The sequence below is a fragment of the Akkermansia sp. RCC_12PD genome (assembly GCF_036417355.1).
Classification (GTDB): Bacteria; Verrucomicrobiota; Verrucomicrobiia; order Verrucomicrobiales; family Akkermansiaceae; genus Akkermansia.
Map to the genome: position 1 here is coordinate 2,124,200 of NZ_CP143889.1, position 19,701 is coordinate 2,143,900.

Annotated in this window: 13 protein-coding genes; 7 read left to right on the top strand and 6 right to left on the bottom strand. The window is 55.2% G+C overall.

The features are described 5' to 3' along the window. Positions 1 to 70: 70 nt before the first annotated feature. From V3C20_RS09020 to V3C20_RS09030, 3 genes are all read right to left on the bottom strand, one after another. Positions 71 to 3,439 carry an RHS repeat-associated core domain-containing protein gene (locus V3C20_RS09020; RefSeq protein ID WP_149877615.1) on the bottom strand — a complete coding sequence of 1,123 codons (3,369 nt, stop codon included), beginning with the start codon at positions 3,437 to 3,439 and terminating at the stop codon, positions 71 to 73. Continuing rightward, positions 3,436 to 5,457: a hypothetical protein gene (locus tag V3C20_RS09025; protein ID WP_330935356.1), complete on the bottom strand. Its 2,022-nt coding sequence runs from the start codon at positions 5,455 to 5,457 to the stop codon at positions 3,436 to 3,438. Before V3C20_RS09025 ends, V3C20_RS09020 begins: the two co-directional genes overlap by 4 nt. A 356-nt stretch (positions 5,458 to 5,813) precedes the next feature. Continuing rightward, the gene (locus V3C20_RS09030; RefSeq protein ID WP_161981440.1) at positions 5,814 to 6,317 is read right to left on the bottom strand and encodes a DUF456 domain-containing protein; all 504 of its coding nucleotides are present in this window, start codon (positions 6,315 to 6,317) and stop codon (positions 5,814 to 5,816) included. Between the two features lie 187 nt (positions 6,318 to 6,504). On the opposite strand from V3C20_RS09030, the gene bla reads away from it, so the two are divergent. From bla to V3C20_RS09055, 5 genes are all read left to right on the top strand, one after another. Beyond that, positions 6,505 to 7,374, top strand: a complete 870-nt coding sequence (gene bla / locus V3C20_RS09035) for a class A beta-lactamase (RefSeq protein ID WP_161981441.1) — start codon at positions 6,505 to 6,507, stop codon at positions 7,372 to 7,374. A 70-nt stretch (positions 7,375 to 7,444) separates the two neighbouring features. Further along, positions 7,445 to 9,070 carry an FtsX-like permease family protein gene (locus V3C20_RS09040; protein ID WP_130084912.1) on the top strand — a complete coding sequence of 542 codons (1,626 nt, stop codon included), beginning with the start codon at positions 7,445 to 7,447 and terminating at the stop codon, positions 9,068 to 9,070. 13 nt (positions 9,071 to 9,083) lie between these two features. Continuing rightward, a complete protein-coding gene (locus V3C20_RS09045; RefSeq protein WP_130084913.1) occupies positions 9,084 to 9,953 on the top strand; it encodes an RDD family protein in 870 nt (289 codons plus the stop codon). A gap of 66 nt (positions 9,954 to 10,019) precedes the next feature. Further along, positions 10,020 to 10,799, top strand: coding sequence for an acyl-ACP--UDP-N-acetylglucosamine O-acyltransferase (gene lpxA / locus V3C20_RS09050; protein WP_130084914.1), 780 nt, complete (start codon positions 10,020 to 10,022; stop codon positions 10,797 to 10,799). A 4-nt stretch (positions 10,800 to 10,803) separates the two neighbouring features. After that, the gene (locus V3C20_RS09055; protein WP_161981442.1) at positions 10,804 to 11,514 is read left to right on the top strand and encodes an HAD family hydrolase; all 711 of its coding nucleotides are present in this window, start codon (positions 10,804 to 10,806) and stop codon (positions 11,512 to 11,514) included. Positions 11,515 to 11,564: 50 nt separating this feature from the next. Here the strand turns inward: V3C20_RS09055 and V3C20_RS09060 are convergent, their stop codons facing one another. Both V3C20_RS09060 and V3C20_RS09065 read right to left on the bottom strand, forming a co-directional pair. Further along, positions 11,565 to 12,815: a DNA recombination protein RmuC gene (locus V3C20_RS09060; RefSeq protein WP_161981443.1), complete on the bottom strand. Its 1,251-nt coding sequence runs from the start codon at positions 12,813 to 12,815 to the stop codon at positions 11,565 to 11,567. Positions 12,816 to 12,828: 13 nt separating this feature from the next. Continuing rightward, the gene (locus tag V3C20_RS09065; RefSeq protein WP_161981444.1) at positions 12,829 to 15,492 is read right to left on the bottom strand and encodes a transglycosylase domain-containing protein; all 2,664 of its coding nucleotides are present in this window, start codon (positions 15,490 to 15,492) and stop codon (positions 12,829 to 12,831) included. Between the two features lie 244 nt (positions 15,493 to 15,736). Here V3C20_RS09065 and V3C20_RS09070 point away from each other — a divergent pair, with 244 nt between their 5' ends. Together V3C20_RS09070 and V3C20_RS09075 are read left to right on the top strand one after the other, a co-directional pair. Continuing rightward, complete coding sequence (locus tag V3C20_RS09070) at positions 15,737 to 16,657, top strand: trypsin-like peptidase domain-containing protein (protein ID WP_161981445.1); 921 nt, start codon at positions 15,737 to 15,739, stop codon at positions 16,655 to 16,657. A gap of 23 nt (positions 16,658 to 16,680) precedes the next feature. Further along, positions 16,681 to 17,826 carry a PDZ domain-containing protein gene (locus tag V3C20_RS09075; protein WP_161981815.1) on the top strand — a complete coding sequence of 382 codons (1,146 nt, stop codon included), beginning with the start codon at positions 16,681 to 16,683 and terminating at the stop codon, positions 17,824 to 17,826. A gap of 856 nt (positions 17,827 to 18,682) precedes the next feature. Here the strand turns inward: V3C20_RS09075 and V3C20_RS09080 are convergent. Then, a complete protein-coding gene (locus tag V3C20_RS09080) occupies positions 18,683 to 19,495 on the bottom strand; it encodes a hypothetical protein (RefSeq protein WP_130084920.1) in 813 nt (270 codons plus the stop codon). Positions 19,496 to 19,701 lie beyond the last annotated feature (206 nt).

The following is a 19,701-nucleotide window of genomic DNA, read 5'->3' on the forward strand; positions in this document are numbered from 1 at the left end:
CCCACCAATTTTCAACCTGTGCAGTGAGAAGATCTGCTACTTCTTTTGCCGTACCTGTTCCTACTGCTGTCTATTTCCCACAATTCGTAGAAATAAGGCAGGTTGCATAGCAATGCTTAAATTTATCATCTTTAGTACTATGAAACCATGCTTTTATAAAAGCATGTGCAGCACAAGCAAGCCATAATGCAAAGCTAATACCTCCTCCCCATCCAGAAGCTGATTTTCCCAATATATCATATTTTAGAATCGGAGAATTCATACATAAAGTATACAAATTCCATCCACCTTGTTCAGCAATGGAATCACGATTAATCCATCTGCCGGTTAAGGGGTTGAGATGCCGATAATTGTAATAAATAAGTCCTAATTCATCATCCTCATACTCACAGGAAAAACGGAATTTGTTGTTTTGGGCCATATCTCCTTCCATTGTCAGAGGGGCACCAAAGGGAGTATACTCATAGCGAGCTCTCCGTGTTTGCAATCCGTCGAAAATAGAGGTGACATTTTTCAGAATATCATACATAAAATATAGATGTTCTTTAATTTCTGTCACGTTCTCTTTCTGGAATGTCATCATTAAGATGTGCGTAGTTTCCAGTTCCGTTGGCTCCCATAAATAGCTTTTCACCAGAATGGGGACCGGTTGCATCACGTCCAATTCCGCTATTTGCAGATAGTTTCGGTACAAATAATAAGTATGGCTGATATATGTTCCGTTGACTATTACTTTCTTTTCAAAGCGGCGTCCCATATAATCGTAATTGCAAACTACTAAAGTATAACCATCTTCGCTGGTAAAGGAAACAGGCCTGTCATTGCCATCGTAGCAAACATTCCAGATGCCCGTTGAGGTTTTCATCCTGGTCTGATTGCCGTCCGCATCATAGAGAGGGTCAAAGGAAACATCCGCCTGAATTATGTTTGTGTACTGGTTGAGACTGTTGGCATCGTAGGATACCTCTTCTTCCAGCTCCCGGGCGGTTTTGCGATTGCCGATGTTGTCGTACTGATAGGCAAAGTTGCCTCTTTGCTGTATCTGATCCCCTGTCAATTCACTTCTGCCGTTGTAGGTGAAGTCCCTGGTGGTTGCCGGAGTGGCAGCCTCCCATGAATCCTTTCGTTGAACGGGACGCATCAAGTGGTCGTACTGGTAGACATGTCCAGCCACCCTACCGCCATTCCCGGGGACCTCATAGCCGATGGAAGCCAGGAGATAGAGCTGGGGATGATAGGTATTCCTGCGGACCATGCCGTTGGGATAGGACAATTGATTGAGGAAGCCGCTGATCTGGTCATACTGCCAAGTGAAGGGAGTATCCAAGCCTTCCATATTCATCCCGATCATGGCACCTTGATGGCCATAGTCAAGATGGGAGTATTGCACGGTGCGGGTTCCGATCATCAGGCGGTATCCGCAGGGACGCCCAAAGGCGTCATACTCTTCCTGGATGCAGCTTTCCACGGTCCCAAAGGAATTATTCTGTTGGGTTCTTCCATAGGCATCATAGCAGAGTTCTCTGGTTCCTGAGGCATCGTAAACAGAGGTCATCTGCCCGAGGTGGTTGTAGGAGTAGAGCCATGGCTGGGTGTTGTCGCTGTGAGAGACGGAGACTAATTCCCCGGTGGCCGGAGCGTACTGATAAGTTGTCACAATGCCCCTGGCTTTGGTGAGTGTTTCCAGGCGGTTGAGCCTGTCGTAGGTTTTGGAAACACAGGAACCATTGGCATAGGTTTTCTTGAGTTCCAATCCCGTGGCTGCATCGTAGAGCCACCTGGTGGTGTCTCCGTCGGTGCGGCTGGAAGGATCGGTGGTAATATCGCCTTCATCCGTCCTGAAGGTGGTTAACGATGTCAAGCGTCCTGCTTCATCGTAAGCAAAGCAGGAGGGCTGTATGGCAGTGCCATATTCAGCAATCTTTCTGCCGCGGATGTCATAGGAATAGCGGGCAGTGTCTCCCAGAGCATTGGTAATACTGGCTGGCGCATCACAGCAAGGAGTGTAGGTAATAATGGTCATGTTGCCAGCTGTATCTGTTGTCTGAACAGCACGCCCAGCTAAGTCGGATTCTATTGTCATGATATTGCCCCTGGCATCGGTTTGCTTCAGCATCATTCCTGTGGAGGTATAGGAGCGTTCCTGTGAAGAGTGGATTCCTGCACAATTGGTTTGTCTTATGGTAAACCCATCGACTACCAAAGATTTAGCTATTATATCGGAAGTAGGGATGTGGCTGAATTGGGTGCGTTTGGTAGGGGCGGTGTATTCTGTCCATTGGATGCTCTGTTGTCCGTAGATATCAGTAGTAATTTTTTTACTTTCCAAAGTGGAATTCAGTTGAGAAACTATTTTTTCTATTATCTGAGTCAGGGGAAATCCTTGGGCATTGTAAGTGATAGTAGTTTGCACTTCGTAAACACCGTCTTCCCGTATCTGGTAGCACAAGGAGCTTCCTGATATCCTGTTTTTAGTGGGATCATGCGGATGCAATTCATCCAGAAGAATGGTCTGCCTTACGACATTGCCGAGTTCATTGTAGACAGTCATTGTAGGTGCCATATCTTCTGATTGAGATCGGACAAGCTGTCCCTTGTCGTTGTAGGTATTTCGGGTGACAATGAAACCTTCCAAAGTATTGGGCTGTTCCTGTCGGATAGTTTGACCGAATCCATTTTGAAGAGTTCGGGAAAGAACGACTCCCTGGGACAGGGTGGTGGTGAGGATGCCTTCCTGTGTCAACTCAAGCTGGGTTTCCATTTCCCGCTGGCCGGTTCCGGCCTGAAGGAGAATGGAGCCGTCATAATAAGTTTGAGTAATTAAAGTAGCCCCTGAAGGATTGGTAATGGTGGTGGTGAGTTGATTGTCACTGTATTGGGTCCTGGTCACACGTCCGAGGATATCGGTTGTGGAAATAACCCTTCCCAAATCGTCGTACTCCGTGCTTTCAACCGTCGTCAGGGCACCGACATCCTTTCGTGTGGAAATAATCCTTCCTGCGGCATCATAAATGTAGCTGGTGATGGTTTCAGGCGTGGTTTCCGTGGCGGAACGAATAGTTTCAACTAGTTGCTTGGCCGAGTTGTATGCGTAGCTGGTTGTGATGCCATCTTCGTCGGTTTCTCTCAAGGGACCGCAGCACATCCATTCCGTCGTGCGGATGCGTCCATTGCCCTTCGTCGTCTTGGTACGGCGAAGTTCAACATCGTATTCATAATCTTCCGAAGTAATTAAAGACCAATTTTCACCTGTGTGGACGTATTGCTCCTGTCTGGTGGTGGTGCCGTTTTCAGCGACGTATTGCACGGTTCTGGTACTTTGGCCGGGAACAATGCTCCCGTTTGCCTGGACAGTTGAGGTCACCTTGTGGGTAGCACCATGATCCGTGGTGGCTTCATAGGTATAGACGGTCTGAACGCCGTTGATACCCTGGCTCATCTTCTGTCTTCCCCGGGCATAAGGGTATTGTGTTGCTTCTCCATAAGTCTCCGAGATGCTTGTGTGAACCTCATCGGAGCCCAGAGCCGTCTCTGTAACTGTGGTCCGGTTGACTTCGTGGCTGTCTTCATAAGTGTAGCTCCTTTGGTCAGAACGGTTTCCGTTCCGTCCTGGGCAATGATGATTTCCCTTTCCGTTGCCGGCCTGAAATCATTGAAACGCAGGTCGGCATAGGTGGTACGTGTTCCTTTTTCTCCTCCTCCTGCCCACGGTGTTGCTTCCAGAACCACCCGGCCCTGGTCGTCGTACTCATAGCGCGTGTAGCCTCCGTCGGGCTTGATTTCCAATGACACGCGGAACTGGTCGTTATACGTGTAGAGTGTTGTTTGGGCCAGGGGAGTATCGTAGCCTTCCGTGCTGCTGATGGTCAGCCAGCCTCCGTCCGTGCTCTTCTGGACGGTGCGTACGCAGGATACGGGCGTTTCCTCGTTGATCTTGCGGTAGCTCTCAATCATTTCCCACTTGGAGCCGGGCAGGAAATTGCGCTCAATCCGCCGTACGATGCGCTCGTCCCCTTCACCCTGGGTGATAGTTACATTGTTGCCTTCCACTTTCCGCTCCGTGCGGAAGGCGGGCATGCCCTGCCTCTGCTCGGTGATGAGCATCACGGGTTCTCCATCCTTGACAGTATTTTCATAGCTGACCGTCTTGTAGGGAGTCCCGGAAGCAGCTACGCTCCGGGCGGTTTTGTTCACCTGGGAGGGGGAGTACCACTCCAGGGTGAGTTTGTTGCCTTCAGGCACTGCCTGGAGAAGACCCTGCGACTGGGACCAGATGCTTTGGATGGCGCCGGTGGAGGGATGGCGGTTGACCTGGAGTTTGGCAGCATAGGCTTCCGCCGTGGTTTCCACCCCGGAAGAAGAAATCAGGGAAACAACCTTGCCGGTGGAAGCCGAGAAGCGCAGGGTACTTCCATTGCTCTGGACCATGTCCAAATAGGCGGGATCCCCGTTCATACAGGGAGACTTGTCCTGGTTGAGCAGCCGGACCCTGTAGTTGAGTTTGCGTGAGCCTCCGGAAACGGGAGCGTCGGCGCTTCCGGCGTCGGCGCGGAAAGAGATGGAGCTGCCGGTGGGGCGCTTGACAGTTGCCTGGCGGGAAGCGGAGTCCCAGGAGCAGGTCCATTCGAGGGGATGCTTGTAGCGCAGTCCAATGGAGCATTGAGGATTGGCCCGGAAACTGAAGGAAGCTGCGCCGCCTCCTTCATCCCCGCCTCCGGAGTTTTCCCCGCCGACTTCCAGCATGCCTTCACAGTCGTCGGCATCATCCGGGTTGCCGCCGAAGGAGTGGCCTCCGGCAGAGTTGGGTCCTCCATTCTTGTCACACTCGGATTGAGCGCTTTCTTCCTCGCATTTGCAGGAACAGGGGCATGGACAGCCTTCTTCTTCCGGTCCGCTGGAGGAGGAAGAGGAATTGCTGCTGGAGCTGGAGCTGGAACTGCTTGACTTGGGATCAAACTCAAAATCATCCCCTCCCCCTTCCGAAGAGCTGCTGGAGGTGGTCTCTTCTTCCTCGTCCCGATAAAGATTGACCAGGGTGATGACTTCCTCTCCTTCCTTGTCCGGAGGAGTTACATTAGGGTCGAGGTAGGAATTAATATCGGGCGCCTCCGCCTTGTCGGAAAGAACGGCAATGCAGAACTCCTGTCCGGAGCCCAGGGCGGCATGGTGCTCATGGACGATTTGGCACCAGTAATACCCCTGTTCCAGCACGACGCTCTCCGGCTTGACGGAAAGGTCCTTTGCTTCGCTGGTCAGTTCCACATTCCTGAATGGGATGGCCAGGGAGATGGAGGAATCGGCGTCCAGGGAAAGGAAATAGGTACCGCGTTTCATGATCTTGAGGTACCCGGTCCATTCATGGCGAGTGTCATCGGAAGCGGAACGTGGGGAGATGAGAACGGGGGCGGTGATGCCGTTGACGTAGAAGTCGGCCTGCGGGAGTCCGTTGGCGAACATGGGAACGAAGGGATAGCGGGGTTCCTAGGTAATTTGGGTATTGTTCATTGTCTTGTAAACCAGTATTGTTAAGTGATTTGCGGACAATGTAGAACTTTCTGTCACCCAAATGAAAGACGCCTGAAACGTTAGGATTCATTTTATTTTTGAAATGGAAGGTAATACACAAGAAAAGACCTTATCCCTTCCGATAAATTTCTTAGAAATACCAGAATAAAAATGAAAATTGCGCTAGAATCAACGCCTTAATTATAGCCGATTGCCGGAACAGGAATTTATTCCATTTAAAAAATCCTTCTCCTGATTACATTAAAGTTTTAACTTTTAATGACAGGGATGGGAGTGGCCTACCTGGTTCAGAACAGGAAATAGCAGGAGCAGAACCAGGCGATAATCAGCAGGCCGCAGGTGAATTCAAGCAGAAGCCCCGTAAGCATCCCCAGGGCGGCGCCTGACCCGGCCTTGAATGCGGCGGCAATGTCCTTGCGGGCGAAAATAAGTTCGGCCAGGAGTGCCCCCAGGAACGGCATGACCAGAAGGCCGACAATGGGGGTGAACAGGATGGCGCCCACAATGGCTCCGATGACGGCGCCCCAGATTCCTGCCGAGGTACTGCCGAATTTTTTGGCTCCCATGCCGCCGGAAAGCTTGTCAATGACGAGTCCTCCCGCGACCAGAAGCGCCAGCACGGTCCACTCCCACCACGCCAGGGTCTGGCTGCCCATGACTCCCTGCCAGATGCAGCCGGCCGCAATGATGATGATGCCGGGCAGCATGGGAATAAGTGTGCCGATCAGTCCCATGCCGAACAGGAGCAGGGTGACGCACCAGATGAGGGTTTCAGAAAGTACCGGGGGCATGTTTTCGTTCTTAGCAGGAAGCGGGAGATGTGGCAAGGATTCTGCCCGGCTTGCGGCATGACGGAAAAACGCTGGTCGTCTGATGGATTGCTGTTGCAGTTTCCGTAGTCTGAGTATGCAATGCATGCCTATGGTTTTTTCCGGTTCTTTTTTACGGAACGGAGTCTTGTGTTCCTGTGCCCTGCTTATGGCAACAGTTTCCTTTTCCGCCGAGGTCCCGGAAGGGGATTCCGTCGCCATCCGGGAAATTGTCCGTCCGCTGAAAGCGCATGTGGGCGTTTCCGCCGTCATGCTGGACACGGGCGAATCCGTCTCTGTGGGGGACGAAGCTTTTTACCCCATGCAGAGCGTTTATAAATTCCCGCTGGCCCTGTCTGTGCTGAAACGGGTGGACCAGGGAGTTCTGGACCTGGATCAGAAGGTGAAAGTGACCAGGGACCAGTTGCCGGAAAAAACATGGAGCCCTTTGAGGGACCGCTTTCCGCAGGGCGGCGAGTTTCCACTGAAGGAATTGTTGCGTTTTTCCGTGCAGGAAAGCGACAATAACGCCTGTGACATCCTGTTTTCCCTGATAGGCGGCCCCGCAAACGTTCAAAAGGATTTGAAGGAATGGGGGGTGGAGAACATGAACGTCAAATACACGGAGGCGGACACACACCGGAATCATGAATGGCAGTATTCCAATTCCGCCCGTCCCACCGCCATGACCTCCCTGTTCCGGATGTTTGACGAGGGGAAGATATTGAAAAAGGATACACAGCTTTTTTTGTGGGATATGATGGCTTCCTGCGCTACAGGGGCGGAGCGGTTGAAGGGCCTGCTGCCGAAGGAATACGTGGTGGCGCACAAGACCGGAACGGGAGGAACGTTGCCGGACGGCGCCGTTTCCGCCATCAATGACGCCGGGATCATTGTACTGCCCGGCGGCAGGAGAATGGCTGTGACTGTTTTCGTGATGAATTCCAAGGATTCTCCCGCCGTCTGCGAGGGGACGATCGCTTCCGTAGCCCGCTGGCTGTGTACGGAATGGAAAGCCGCCGGAGGCGTTAAGAAGTGAACGTCCGGGCCGGGACATGTTTTAAGCTTGGAAAGGCCGCGTGCATCAGGCAAGGTGTGCCGCGTTATTCATGAAGAACCTATTGAGCCGGTACATCAGTCTGAGTCTGGCGCTGCGGTATTTGAATCCGCTGCGCACGTTCTTTTCCATCATCACCCTGATCTGCCTGCTGGGCGTCTCTCTGGGGGTGATGGTGCTCATTGTCGTGTTGTCCGTCATGGGAGGTCTTCAGAAGGAAATTCAGGGCAACCTGTTCGCGCATTCCCCCCATGTGCAGGTATGTTACAGGAATGATTTCGGTGTCCGTGAAGTGATTCCGGACTGGGTGGAGCTGAGCGGCAGGCTCAGGCACGTTCCCGGCGTCCAGTCCACGTATGCCCTGATTGAGGATTATGCGCTGGTGGACGTACAGGGGAAGCAGAGGCCCTGCTTTTTCCGCGCCATTGATACGGAAAATGCGGCACAGCTTGAGGATTTGAAGCATTTGATCGTTTCCGGAAATGCCGATCTGGACATGGGGGAAAAGGCAGTCATTTCTTCCATCGTGGCGGAGAACATGGGCCTGAATGTGGGCGATACCGTGCGCGTGTACACCACCCGGAATTTTCAGGAAATTTCACACGCCTATCAGCAGACGGAACTACCTCTGCTGGCGGAAAAAAACGCCGCGGAGCTGGATGAGCTGAAGAAATGGGGAAAATCTCTGAAAGCGGAGCAGGGGCGTGAAGAGGTGTCCCAGGCGTCCGTGGACCAGGCGTTCGCCACTCTGAACAGCCTGTTGGCCGTCCCCCGCAGGGATACGGAACGCTCCGGCCTGCTGGACATGATCGGCCTGCTCAATGAAGGGGAGGCCCTGGAGGGAGGCAAGGCAGCTTTTCCGGAAGGTACGGGCAAGGAATGGGAAGCTGTTTTGGCCGGATTCACCGCCGAACGGCGCAATGAGGCGGACATGGAATGCTTCCGTAAAATCAAGGAGCTGGTCATGCCCAAGGATTTGGAAGTCATCGGCATTTACCGCGCCTCCCAGCACACGCCCAGCCCGGACCTGTTCATTCCCCTGGTCATCGGCCAGGAATTGCTGGGGTATGAGGATGATGTGGTGCAGGCCGTGGCCCTGCGCGTGGATGATCCCTACCATGTGGAGACCATGCTGGCGCCCGTGATGCAGGCTCTGGAAAAGGAGAAGCCTGCTTCTTCCTGGGTTCTGGAAACCTGGCACGACCGGTTCAATTCATGGTTTGAACTGATGCAGAAGGAACGCATGATGATGAGTTTTGTCCTGTCGTTTATTTCCCTGATATCCGCGTTCTGCATCATGGCGGTGATGTTTACCGTTTCCATTCAGCGCAAACGGGAGATCGCCGTCATGAAGGCTTTGGGCGCCACGCCGTTCCAGGTGGTGCGCGTGTTTCTGTGGCAGGGGGTGATCATCGGTTTTGCAGGGGCCCTTCTGGGCGTTGGACTGGGGCTGCTCGTGCTGGAATACCGCATGCAGATCCAGGGTTTTCTGGCGGGAATAGGCTTTGATCCGTTCCCCGTGGCCTTCCACGGCACGGCGAATATCCCGGTGGTGGTTGATTGGGGGGAACTGGCATGGCAGGCGGTGAAGGCCTTTGTGATGGTCGTCGTGGCTTCCATCATTCCCGCTCTCATCACGGCGCGCCAGGATCCGGCCCGTTCCCTCCGCAGCATGTAAACGGAAGCGACTCATGGATATTTACTGGATTCAGGATCATGAAAAAAAGGGGCCTTTGCCGGAAGTGGAAGTCATTTCCATGCTGGAGGCGGGCCTGATCCCGGAAACCGCCCGCGCCTGGCATGCCGGGTGTGACGAATGGGTGCAAATACGTGAACTGCCTGTGATGAAGGAAATGTTTGACCGGAAAGATGAAGAGAAACGCCGAACCATGAAGGAAACCGCCCCCGGAGAGGATAGCGTGCTCACTGGACCGGAGGAATCCGGTGGTGAACGTTCCATGGCGGAGGCTGGGGAAAAATCTCCGGAGGCGGAAAATGAAGTGGTTCTGGTCGTTCCTTACCCTTACGTCCGTTTTCTGGGAAGGATGGCTGACGTGATGATGCACATGACGCTGTATCTGGCCCTGCTCAGGCTGTTCGGTATAGGATTCCAGCCCGGACTGCTGCCGGGCACGTATGAAGCTCTTCTTTACATCTGCCTGCCGATGACGCTTATTGAGGCTCTTTTCCTGAGCACGCTGGGTACGACGCCCGGCAAATCCATGCTCGGCGTTTCCGTGCGCGACTATTTGGGAAACAGGCTGTCTTTCTCCACTGCGTTCAGGCGCTCTCTGTTCGTGATGGTGCTGGGCCTGGGGTGTTTCGCCCCCACTCTGACGATGCTGGCCCTGTTTTTTTCCTGGTGGTGGGTACGCCGTTTCGGCTTCACGCCGTGGGACAGAAGACTGGGAACGACGGACGTATTGAACGAGCCCCTCTCCTTCCGCAAGGTGGCCATGACCCTGGCCCTGATCATTCTGTGTTTGCAGATCATGTACTTCCTGATTCTTCCCTGGCTTCCGGACATGGAGGCCTATGTGCAGGCGTCCTCGCAAATGTGACAAAAAGGCCGTTTTTGCGGGATTTAGTCTTTTCATCACCTGAAATTTTCTCATACTTGTGGCGCCATGCCAGAAATACACCCAACGGCGGTAGTGCATCCTACTGCGGAAATTGCGGATGATGTCAAAATAGGCCCTTTTTGCGTTGTCGGGGAGCAGGTGAAGCTGGGGCCCGGATGCGTGCTTCACAGCCACGTGGTCATTGACGGCCCGTCCTCCTTCGGCAGCGGCAATGAATTCTTTCCATTCTCCGTCATTGGGCTGAAAAGCCAGGACTTGAAGTACCGGGGCGAACCCACTTATCTGGAAGTGGGGGACAACAACGTTTTCCGGGAAAACGCCACTATCAACCGTGCTACGGATATTGGCGGCAGAACGCGGATCGGAAACAACAACTTGTTCCTGGTATCCTGCCATGCCGGTCATGACTGCCAGATTGGCAACCATGTCATCTTTTCCGGTTTTGCGACGGCTGCCGGGCATGTAACGGTGGAGGATTACGCCATTCTGGCGGGATGCTGCGCCGTGCACCAGTTCGTCCGGATTGGAGAGCATGCCATGGTGGGCGCTGTGGCCCGCGTGGCCCAGGACGTGCTGCCCTACACCATTGTAGAAGGCCATCCCGCCGTTACGCGCGCCGTCAATTCCATAGGCATGCAGCGGCGCGGTTTTTCAGAGGAAGACCTGCGGGCCGTGCGCATGTGCTATAAGAAGCTTTTCGTCAACAAAAAACTGACGGTGCATGAGGCCATCGAGGAACTTTTACAGTCTCCTTACGGGGAAAATCCCTGCCTGCAGCGCATCATTGAATTCGCGCAGACGTCGGAACGCGGATTCTGCCACTGAGGCTATGAAAACAGGTTTTGTCTTTGACCTGGACGGAACGCTGGTGGACTCCATTCCCGGCATTGCCCGCGGATTGAACCTGGCTCTGGAATCCTTGGGATGCCCGGAACATTCCGTAGAAGCGATTCGCGGAATGGTTGGGCGGGGCGCCCGGGAGCTGTGCGTGGCCGCCTTGCGTGGATATTTTAACGGACCCGTTCCGGAATCCGCCTTTGAAGCCTTGCATGCGGGTTTTATGCGGGAATACCGGCATACCTGGGAAAACGGAACAGTTCCTTATGCTGGCATTCGTGACATGCTCCTGCAACTAGCGGAAGAAGGCCATCCCCTCGGCGTTCTGTCCAACAAGCCGCACGTGGTGACCGTGCCTCTGGTGCATCACGTCTTTCCGGATGTGCCTTTCCGGATTGTAATGGGTTTTTCCGAGCGTTTTCCCCGCAAGCCGGAGCCGGATTCCCTGCTGTCCATCGTCCATGAATGGGGCAGGAAACCGGAGGAGGCATGCATGGTGGGAGATTCCGCCCACGACGGCAATACGGCCGTAAATGCCGGCACCCGGCTGGTCCTGGTAGGGTGGGGGTACAGTACCCGTGCCGCCCTCGACGCTTTCCATGTGCCTGTGTGCGGTTCCGTGCAGGAGCTGTCCTTTTGCCTGGAACATGAGGAAAACCTGCCGTTTCCGGTTCTGAAACAGGGGGACGAGGTTTCCGAATAGGCCGGAGGCCTGGTGCAGAAGCTTTGCGCAAAGCTTCTTTTTGTCCGTTTTCACTCTTCTTCCTGTACGTCTGTGCCCTTTGCCCGCAAGGTGATGTCTTCCAGACCGGAAGGCAGGTCCTTGGATGACGTGACGCCCAGATTCTTCAATTTCTGGGCCCGCGGAATGAACCGGTGCTCAAAGGAGGAAACGGTCTTGTTGTACTGGTTGACCGCTTGGTTCAGGCTTTTGCCCAGGGAGGAAAAATGCCCGGTGAGGATGGCGCAGGTATCGAACAGGTCCGTTCCCGCTTCAGAAATCTTTTTGGCGTTGTCCGCCAGTTGTTCCTGTTTCCAGCCGTAGGCTACGGTTTTCAGCAGTGCGATCAATGTGGAGGGTGTGGACAGGATAACCCTGTTTTCCGCGCCGAATTCGATCAGGGACGGGTCGGCTTCCAGAGCTGCCTGGAAAAAGGCTTCCCCCGGCAGGAACATGATGACGAATTCAGGGCACGGCGAAAACTGGGCGAAGTAGTTTTTGGCGCTCAATTGCTGCAAATGCTTTTTGACGTCCGCCGCGTGACGGCTCATCCACTGGCTCCGTTCCTCCTGCCTGTCTGTCTCTCCGGCATGGAGGTAGGCCGTCATGGGAGCCTTGGCGTCAATGATGATGGAGCGTCCTCCCGGAAGATGGATGACCATGTCCGGGCGGATCCTGTCCTCCTCTCGAGAACGGGTCTGCTGCGTGGTGAAATCGCAATATTCCACCATGCCCGCCAGTTCCACCACACGGCGAAGCTGGAGTTCTCCCCACTGGCCGCGGGCGTTGTTATGGTGCAGGGCCTGGGAAAGCCTGGCTGTTTCGTTCTTCAGGGCCTCATTGCCGGAAAGGATGTAGCGTATCTGGGTTTTCAGGTCCGCATAAGCGCCCACGCGCTCCTTTTCTATTTCTCCCAGGCGGGACTGGACCAACTTGAGGGAGTCACTCACCGGCTTGAGCAGGGACTCAATGGCCTGCTTTCGGGATTCCAGATCATGCCTAGCCTGCTGGTGCTGGTTCTGGAGACGCGTTTCCGCCAGATTGAGGAATTGTTTTTCCGAGTTGCGAAGGACTTCCGCACTGATGCCGGCAAAGGAATTCCTGAGCACTTCTTCCGCGGTGCGGAGCATCTGCGTCCTGTCCTCCGCCCGTTCCCGCCAGGAGAGGGATTCCGCCTCCAGGCGGACGGAACGATCCCGGTAGCGCAGCAGGGCGACCAGAAGCGCCAGGCAGGCAAGCAGGAGCAGGGCGGCCAGAAGCCAGGGAATGAAGGGGGGAATCATGGAAGGTGGTGGATCAGATGGGAGTGGCGTAGGGGATGCCGTCCGTTTCATCTACGGGTTCGGCCAGCGGAATGTTGTCATCGGAACTGTCGAGCGGCTCTGCATAGGGAATGTCTTCTTCCGAGCCCGGCTCCGCAAGGGGAATATGCTTTTCACACATTTTGGCCGGGGCCTGGTAGCCTACCGTTGTTTCATAATAGGCCGTTTTGGCGTATTGGCAGCCGGAATGGGCCAGTTGGTTGGATTCCCGGCATACGAGAACGGCCTGGCCTTCCGAGGCTGCCCTGGTGCGGATCGCGTTGGAGGGATAGCCTTCCTTTTGGGAGGCCAGCATGATATCCGTCCAGATGGGAAGAGCCAGCGTGCCGCCGTACCCTTTTTCCAGAATCTTGGTGGCGGTGTCAAATCCCACCCAGACGCTGCATGTCAGGTTGGAGGTGTAGCCTGCAAACCAGGCGTTCGTGTAATTGTTCGTAGTGCCTGTCTTGCCTCCGCACGGCGCCTTGAACCCCAGGGCGGTGATTCTGCCCGCAGTGCCTCCGGGCTTGCAGACCTGCTGGAGAATAGAGGAGGTGATATTGGCCGCGCGCTGGGAATAAACGGCGCGCCTGCTCTTGGTGATGGCAAAGCGCGGCTGTCCTTTGGAGTCCGTAATGTGGTCGATGATGTATGGCGTGGGACGCACGCCGCCGTTGGCAAACACACTGTAGGCGCTCGCCACGTCCAGGGGGGAGGCTTCCCAGGTGCCCAGGAACAGGGCTGGAGTCTTGGAGACGTTTCCATGGAACCCGGCCAGCTCGGCGGACTGGATGACGTTGCCCAGCCCGGCCCGGTTGCCGATGCGCACGGACATGGTGTTGCGGGAAAGAATGAGGCCGAAGGAGGCGGGTTTCATGCCGCGGTAGGTGCCGTCCGAGTTGCGGGGGGACCAGTTGGCTGCGCCGCGTATTTCCCCATGGGCGATGCGGTCGTCGGAAATGCGGGTATCCGCGGAATTGCCCTGCTGAAAGAAAGTGGCGTAAACGAACGGCTTGAACAGGGAGCCCGTCTGCCGCCGGGACTGGATGGCGCGGTTCAGCTTGGATTCCTCCGCGTCCCGTCCGCCGACAACGGCCAGAAGCGCTCCCGTGGCATTGTCCATCACCACGGCCGCGGACTGGATGTAATTGGGCATGGGGGGCTGGGTCTTTTCCCTCTGTTCCGCAGGAATTGCCTTGTAGGCGGCCAGAGCCGCCTCATATTCCGCCTTGGTGGTCAGCTTGTTTTTAACGATGCCGCGCTTCTCTCTTCTGGCCTGGAGGGAGGCTAGGTGCTTTTTGAAATCCTTCCGGCTTTCCAGAGCCGTCATGTGCTTGTTGATGATGTCCAGCGTGGCGTTCTGCAGGTCCAGGTCCAGCGTGGTATGGACCACGAGACCTCCCAGGCGGATGTCTTCCTCTTCCAGAATGGCGTCCAGCTCCCGGCGCACGAGGTCCATGGCGTAGTTTTCCTCGGACCTGGACTGCGGCGGATGCGTCACGATGGGTTCCGCGAGAGCGGCGGCGTATTGCACTTCCGTGATCTTGCCGGCGTCTTTCAGCAGCCCGAGCACGATGTCCCGGACTTTTCTGGCTTCTTCCGGGTGCTTGAGGGGGGAAAAATCATTCGGGCCGTAGATGATGCCTGCCAGCGTGGCGCATTCCGAAAGGGAGAGGTCGCGGGGCTCCTTGTCGTAATAGCCGCGGGACGCGGCGGCTATTCCCAGGAAGGTGTGGCCCCAGAAAATGCGGTTAATGTAGGTTTCCAGAATTTCGTCCTTGCTGTAGGTTGCCTCAATGCGTTTGGCCAGAGCTACTTCCGTCAGTTTGCTGTGCAGGTTGCGTTCCTGGTGGTTATAAGTGATTTTGGCAAGCTGCATGGTCAGGGTGGAGGCGCCCTGCGTGGCTCTTTTGTGCTTGATGACCTGGGCGACGGCGCGGCCCACGCCGATCCAGTCCACGCCGCCATGGTCGTAAAAGCGATTGTCTTCACGGAGCAGCAGTGCATCTATAAAAATGGGAGGAACTTCCTGGAGGGGAACGCGCCTGCGGTTCTCTCCGTGCAGGGTGCCGATGGTCCGGTTTTTGCGGTCGAGAATAACCGTGCGTTCCGGAATGTTGCTTTTCACTTCCGAAATGTCGTAGCGGTTGGAAATGGTACCGTACAGGAAAACGAGAATGGCACCGACGACGATGCCTACAAAGGAAACGCTCAACAGGATGCGGAGGGGCCAGCTGATGAACCAGCGGATATTGCGGGTCAGGGCGCCGATGAAGCGGAACGGCATTGTCAGCACGAACCACAGGGCTCCGAAGATGGTGAAGCCCGGTTTGCGCCGCTTTCCGGAAGGCCGGGAACTCCTTTCCGGAGTGGCTTTTTCTTCATCATACTCAACCTGGGGTGCGGGACGGGGTGCTTTCCGTGGCCGCGGGGAGGGCGCGCCATACGGAGAGGAGGAATCGCGCGGGCCTGCCGTTCTGCGGGTGGGGCCCGGAATCACGGCCGGCCGTGGCTCTTCTCCCGGCAGACCGGGATAGGAAGGGCGGGGCGGCTGCCTCTTTCTGCGGGCGGACCTGGCGCGGGAAGCCGGCTGGGCGTCCGGGATGCGTTCCCTCCAGGAGCCGGCGTTTCCTTTCCGTGATTTGTCGTCTGCACCCATCCGTGGAAAAATTTTATCATAAATATTTCGGATGGTCGAAGCAAAAGATAGTGTGCCATGTCGCAAATCCATAGACAAATCCTGTCCGTATTGAACGTTCTTGTAGTAGGATATGTCAAACCACCCGATTATCGATAATTTCATGATATCAAAACGCAGAATGGCGAGTTTTTATTACTTGGTCGTTGGGGGGCTTTTGCCCCTGTTATTCGCGGGGAGCGGCATCGCGGAGACTGTGCCGGCCATGGCAAACTTGCAAAAACAAATTCAACAGGTAGCTCAATCCGCCACCGCCGCTACGGTAGCCCTGGTTTCCGATGGAGGAGAAACGGGCAGCGGTGTCATCGTAAGTCCCCAGGGGCTCATTCTGACGGCGGCCCACGTGGTGGGCGGCGACGAGATGATGCGCGTGGTGTTTTCAGACGGGCGCGTGATGAAAGGCCGCGTTCTGGGAGCCAATTTTACCCGTGACGCCGCCATGGTGCAGATTCTTGGCGAAGGCACTTATCCTCATGTGGAACTGGGCGAGTCCGACGCGTTGCACGTAGGAGACTTCGTGGTGGCCCTGGGGCATTCCAAGGGATTTGACCCGGAACGCCGTGCACCCATCCGCATGGGAAGGCTCTGCACGGACGGAAAGCAGCGGTTCCTGATCTCCGAATGCACGTTGATAGGCGGCGATTCCGGGGGCCCCCTCTTCGATCTGTCCGGAAAGCTGGTGGGCATCCATTCCTCCATTGGGCCGATGCTGAAAATCAATAACCATGTTCCCGTTTCCGTCTTCCGCCATGATTGGGAGAAACTGCTCTCCGGCCGCCAGTGGGGCCAGTTGGGACTGCATCCCATGGCTGATCCGGACTCTCCCGTTCTCGGCTTTGCCATGATGGATGTGATGGGCGTGGACGGCGTCGTGGTGGAGGATGTGGTCGTGGACTCTCCTGCGGATGAGGCGGGAATCAGGCCCGGAGACGTCATTACGTACATGGACAGCCGTGGCCTGCGCTCCGTGCGCGACATGCTCCGGGAGCTGGGGCGTCACAGGCCGGGAGAAACGGTGCCTTTGGTCGTTCTCCGGAAAGGAACTGCCTATAAGGCCGACCTTACCTTCGGCAGGCGCGGTGACCTGATGTCCGGACTGAAACAAATGGAACAACCTCAGGGATGATGATCAGATACCTATTGACAGTGTTGGCTGCGGGTGCCGTGTGTGGACAGGAAATAGCTTCCCCCCTGCCCGCGGACCAGATGATTGCTCCGGAGGACAAGGCGGTGCTGGATGCCCAAGCCCGCCAGATCTTCCGGGATTGGGACAAGGTAGCCGTTCCCATCGGTAAATCCGTGGTGGCGCTTGTGGCCGGCAACCGTCAGGTGGCGCTGGGTACCGTAGTAGGCAAGGGAAAAGTACTCACCAAGTTGAGCGACTTGCAGAAGGAAAGGCGCCCGGTCATGCTGGTGGACGCCTCCGGAAAAGTTTATGATGCCAAGGTTCTATTTGCTCTTCCGGAACACGACCTACTGATGATGGATGTGCCGGGGCTGCCCGCACCGCCCATTGACCTGGACTCCTATGTGCAGGCCAAGGAAGGGGATATCATTGCCGCGGTATCTCCCACGGGACATGTCAGTGACTTCGGCGTGGTGTCCGTAGCCCAGCGCAGCCTGAGAGCGGACGACCAGCCTTATCTGGGCATCGTCTCCGATCCCCGCTGGGATGGCGAGGGCGTGATGATTGGCGGCGTGGAAGCCGGGAGCGGTGCCCACCGCAGCGGCCTTCAGGCCGGGGATGTGCTCATGAAGCTCAATGGAAAGCCTGTGGACGGGATGTATTCCATACGTGCGGCCATGGTGGGCGTACGGCCCGGGGAAACCGTTCCTGTGGAAGTGGTGCGCCAAAACCGGAAGGTTGAGGGGCAGCTTCTCACCGGGGCCAGGCCAAAAGTGATGAAATTCCCCCAGAAACGGCTGGACATGATGAATTCCATGGGTAACCGCATGAGTCTGAAGCGTGACGAATTCCCGCTGGTCATCCAGTCGGACATGACTTTGTTTCCGGAACGGGCAGGATGTCCGGTCATTGACGTCAACGGCAAATTCGTGGGACTAGCCCTGAGCCGTGCCGGACGGACGGAAACGTACATTCTCCCTTCCTGGATATGCCGGGAGCTGGTGGAGGGCGTGCTTCCGAAAGTGCAGCAATATCAGGCAAGCCGTGATGAAAATATCCCGGAAGCACAGCCGGTGGACGATGCTTATGACGCGCGCCGCCTGGAGGAAAACCGCCGGAAAGTGGAAGACAAGATGAGCCGTCAGGGCCTGGTGCCGAAGGTGTATTAAGGTGGGCGGAGGAATGGAAAGCCTGTGGACGGGGCCAGGGAGCCTTCCATGGTTGCTCATGCATGATGGCTTCGGAACGGAACGTCGTGTATCTCCTCGGCGGAAAGTCCCTTCGGAAAGAACTCTTCATGGTCTCCCGTTCTTTGAGGCATTCCTGAAAAAGTTCTGTTTTCTGTGCGGCGTATAAAGGTAATGGGTTACATTACCGGCTACCGGAGAAGTGGAAACAACGGACGAGGAGCGCTCCGTTTCCTGGAAATATGCGGGGTATCATCATTTTCCAGTTTCTTCATGTTAATCTGAATGCGGGAAGGAACCTTGTGTTGAATGAAACCGTCCCTGTCCGTATATTCAAACTCCACTTTCTCCGCATGGTCCGGTTCTTTCGGATACTGCCGGCTAATATTCGCGGAAAGACTGTCAATTCCGGTCCGTAAATGTTCAGAGCAAGGGAATCAAGTGCCACTGCCGTTCATTCGGCATCCGGTTTTCTCCCAGAGATTTCATGCAAAGAAAGTTTTCTACGCTGTCAGATAGGCAGCTGAGTTTCTTCAGCTTGTTCTTGATCCTGCCTGAATGCCGGTGAATTCCTTACGGATGTTTGCATCAGCCGATTTAGCTTTCTTCATAAGAATCCCTTGAATAGTCGTATTTATCAAGGTGATTATATATGTTGAATTCTTATCATTCCAAGAGCTACTTGAATGGCGATCTCCGGGACGTTCGCATGCCCCTGCCGGGAAAGAATGGAATGGAGGCGCTTGAATTCCATCCTCTCGGAAATGACCGGAGGACTCTCTGCATGGACTTTCCTGGAAGGAAGCTGAAAGGTTTCCCGCAGGAAGGACGGTATCCGTTATCGTGCTGGAGACGTGGCAACCGTTTTTTCCTTGAAAATCATCAGTTCTGAAAGAACGACGGTGCGTCCGGAAGCATCCGGAGAAATGATCATGACGACTTTGCGTCCGGGATAAGTGGTCAGCATCATGCCGCGTTCCTTGACCTTGACGACTTTTCCATCTTTAAGGCGTGCCATGTACGTCAGATTGGCGGGAGTGGAGCGGGCCGCGCTGGCTCCTGCCACATCCTTTCCAAAGACGTAGGTCGCCATGCTGGGGAGCTCAATGGCGCTTTTTTCTCCCATAGGAGGATTGGGCAGCTCCAGGGTGAACGTGCGTCCGGTGAGGTTCTGGATGTAGATGCAGTTCATCGGCAGTTCCGCTTCATTGATGAAATCCAGCGTGAACTCTCCCTTGCTGTTCTTGCCTACCAGGGCCAGCGTTTTGGGACCGAGATTATCCGGGAGCGGTTTGGAAACCAGCTTATTTGTCGGCATGCCTTTTTGGTCCAACCCTCCGAAAAGGGTAATGATCTTGCTCCGGGGATAAACGCTGCGGCGTCCTGGCAGCGCGGCGCGAAGTTCCACTTTTTCCAGTCTTTTGCCGTCAATGGGCATGTAAATGACTTCCGGGAGAGTCATCGGGGTTTTCAGCACGAAGCGAATACCGTTGACGGAAGCAGGGGAAAGAGACTTGTCCACCGTGTCTCCCGCAGGGGAATTTCTAGCCGGTTCAGGCGTTCTGGGTGCTGCAGGCTGGCGGGACTGCCCATGTACGAGGGGTACGCTTCCGAGGAAGCAGGAAAGGGTCAGGATGAATGGGATGCGCATATGTTCTGGAAAATATGAAGTGTAGGAAGAGAACCCGATACCAATTGTTTGACCGGAGCATTTAACCGGCACGGGAGCGGTTGGAAGACGGATGCTGCGGAGACAACGGCAAGTCAATAAAGCATTGTTGGGAATGCCAGTCTTGACGGGTTTTATATCCCTTGTGAAGTACATGAATGGGGAAGGCCGTGCAAGCTTAAAATAGG

What these genes read in the sequence shown, in the direction of transcription:
- V3C20_RS09025 (WP_330935356.1), bottom strand. Translation starts at nt 5,457, where the DNA reads ATGTTCGCCAACGGACTCCCGCAGGCCGACTTCTACGTCAACGGCATC.
- V3C20_RS09030 (WP_161981440.1), bottom strand. Translation starts at nt 6,317, where the DNA reads ATGCCCCCGGTACTTTCTGAAACCCTCATCTGGTGCGTCACCCTGCTC.
- V3C20_RS09040 (WP_130084912.1), top strand. Translation starts at nt 7,445, where the DNA reads ATGAAGAACCTATTGAGCCGGTACATCAGTCTGAGTCTGGCGCTGCGG.
- V3C20_RS09080 (WP_130084920.1), bottom strand. Translation starts at nt 19,495, where the DNA reads ATGCGCATCCCATTCATCCTGACCCTTTCCTGCTTCCTCGGAAGCGTA.
- V3C20_RS09070 (WP_161981445.1), top strand. Translation starts at nt 15,737, where the DNA reads ATGGCAAACTTGCAAAAACAAATTCAACAGGTAGCTCAATCCGCCACC.
- V3C20_RS09045 (WP_130084913.1), top strand. Translation starts at nt 9,084, where the DNA reads ATGGATATTTACTGGATTCAGGATCATGAAAAAAAGGGGCCTTTGCCG.
- bla (WP_161981441.1), top strand. Translation starts at nt 6,505, where the DNA reads ATGGCAACAGTTTCCTTTTCCGCCGAGGTCCCGGAAGGGGATTCCGTC.
- V3C20_RS09060 (WP_161981443.1), bottom strand. Translation starts at nt 12,815, where the DNA reads ATGATTCCCCCCTTCATTCCCTGGCTTCTGGCCGCCCTGCTCCTGCTT.
- V3C20_RS09055 (WP_161981442.1), top strand. Translation starts at nt 10,804, where the DNA reads ATGAAAACAGGTTTTGTCTTTGACCTGGACGGAACGCTGGTGGACTCC.
- V3C20_RS09020 (WP_149877615.1), bottom strand. Translation starts at nt 3,439, where the DNA reads ATGAGCCAGGGTATCAACGGCGTTCAGACCGTCTATACCTATGAAGCC.
- lpxA (WP_130084914.1), top strand. Translation starts at nt 10,020, where the DNA reads ATGCCAGAAATACACCCAACGGCGGTAGTGCATCCTACTGCGGAAATT.
- V3C20_RS09065 (WP_161981444.1), bottom strand. Translation starts at nt 15,492, where the DNA reads ATGGGTGCAGACGACAAATCACGGAAAGGAAACGCCGGCTCCTGGAGG.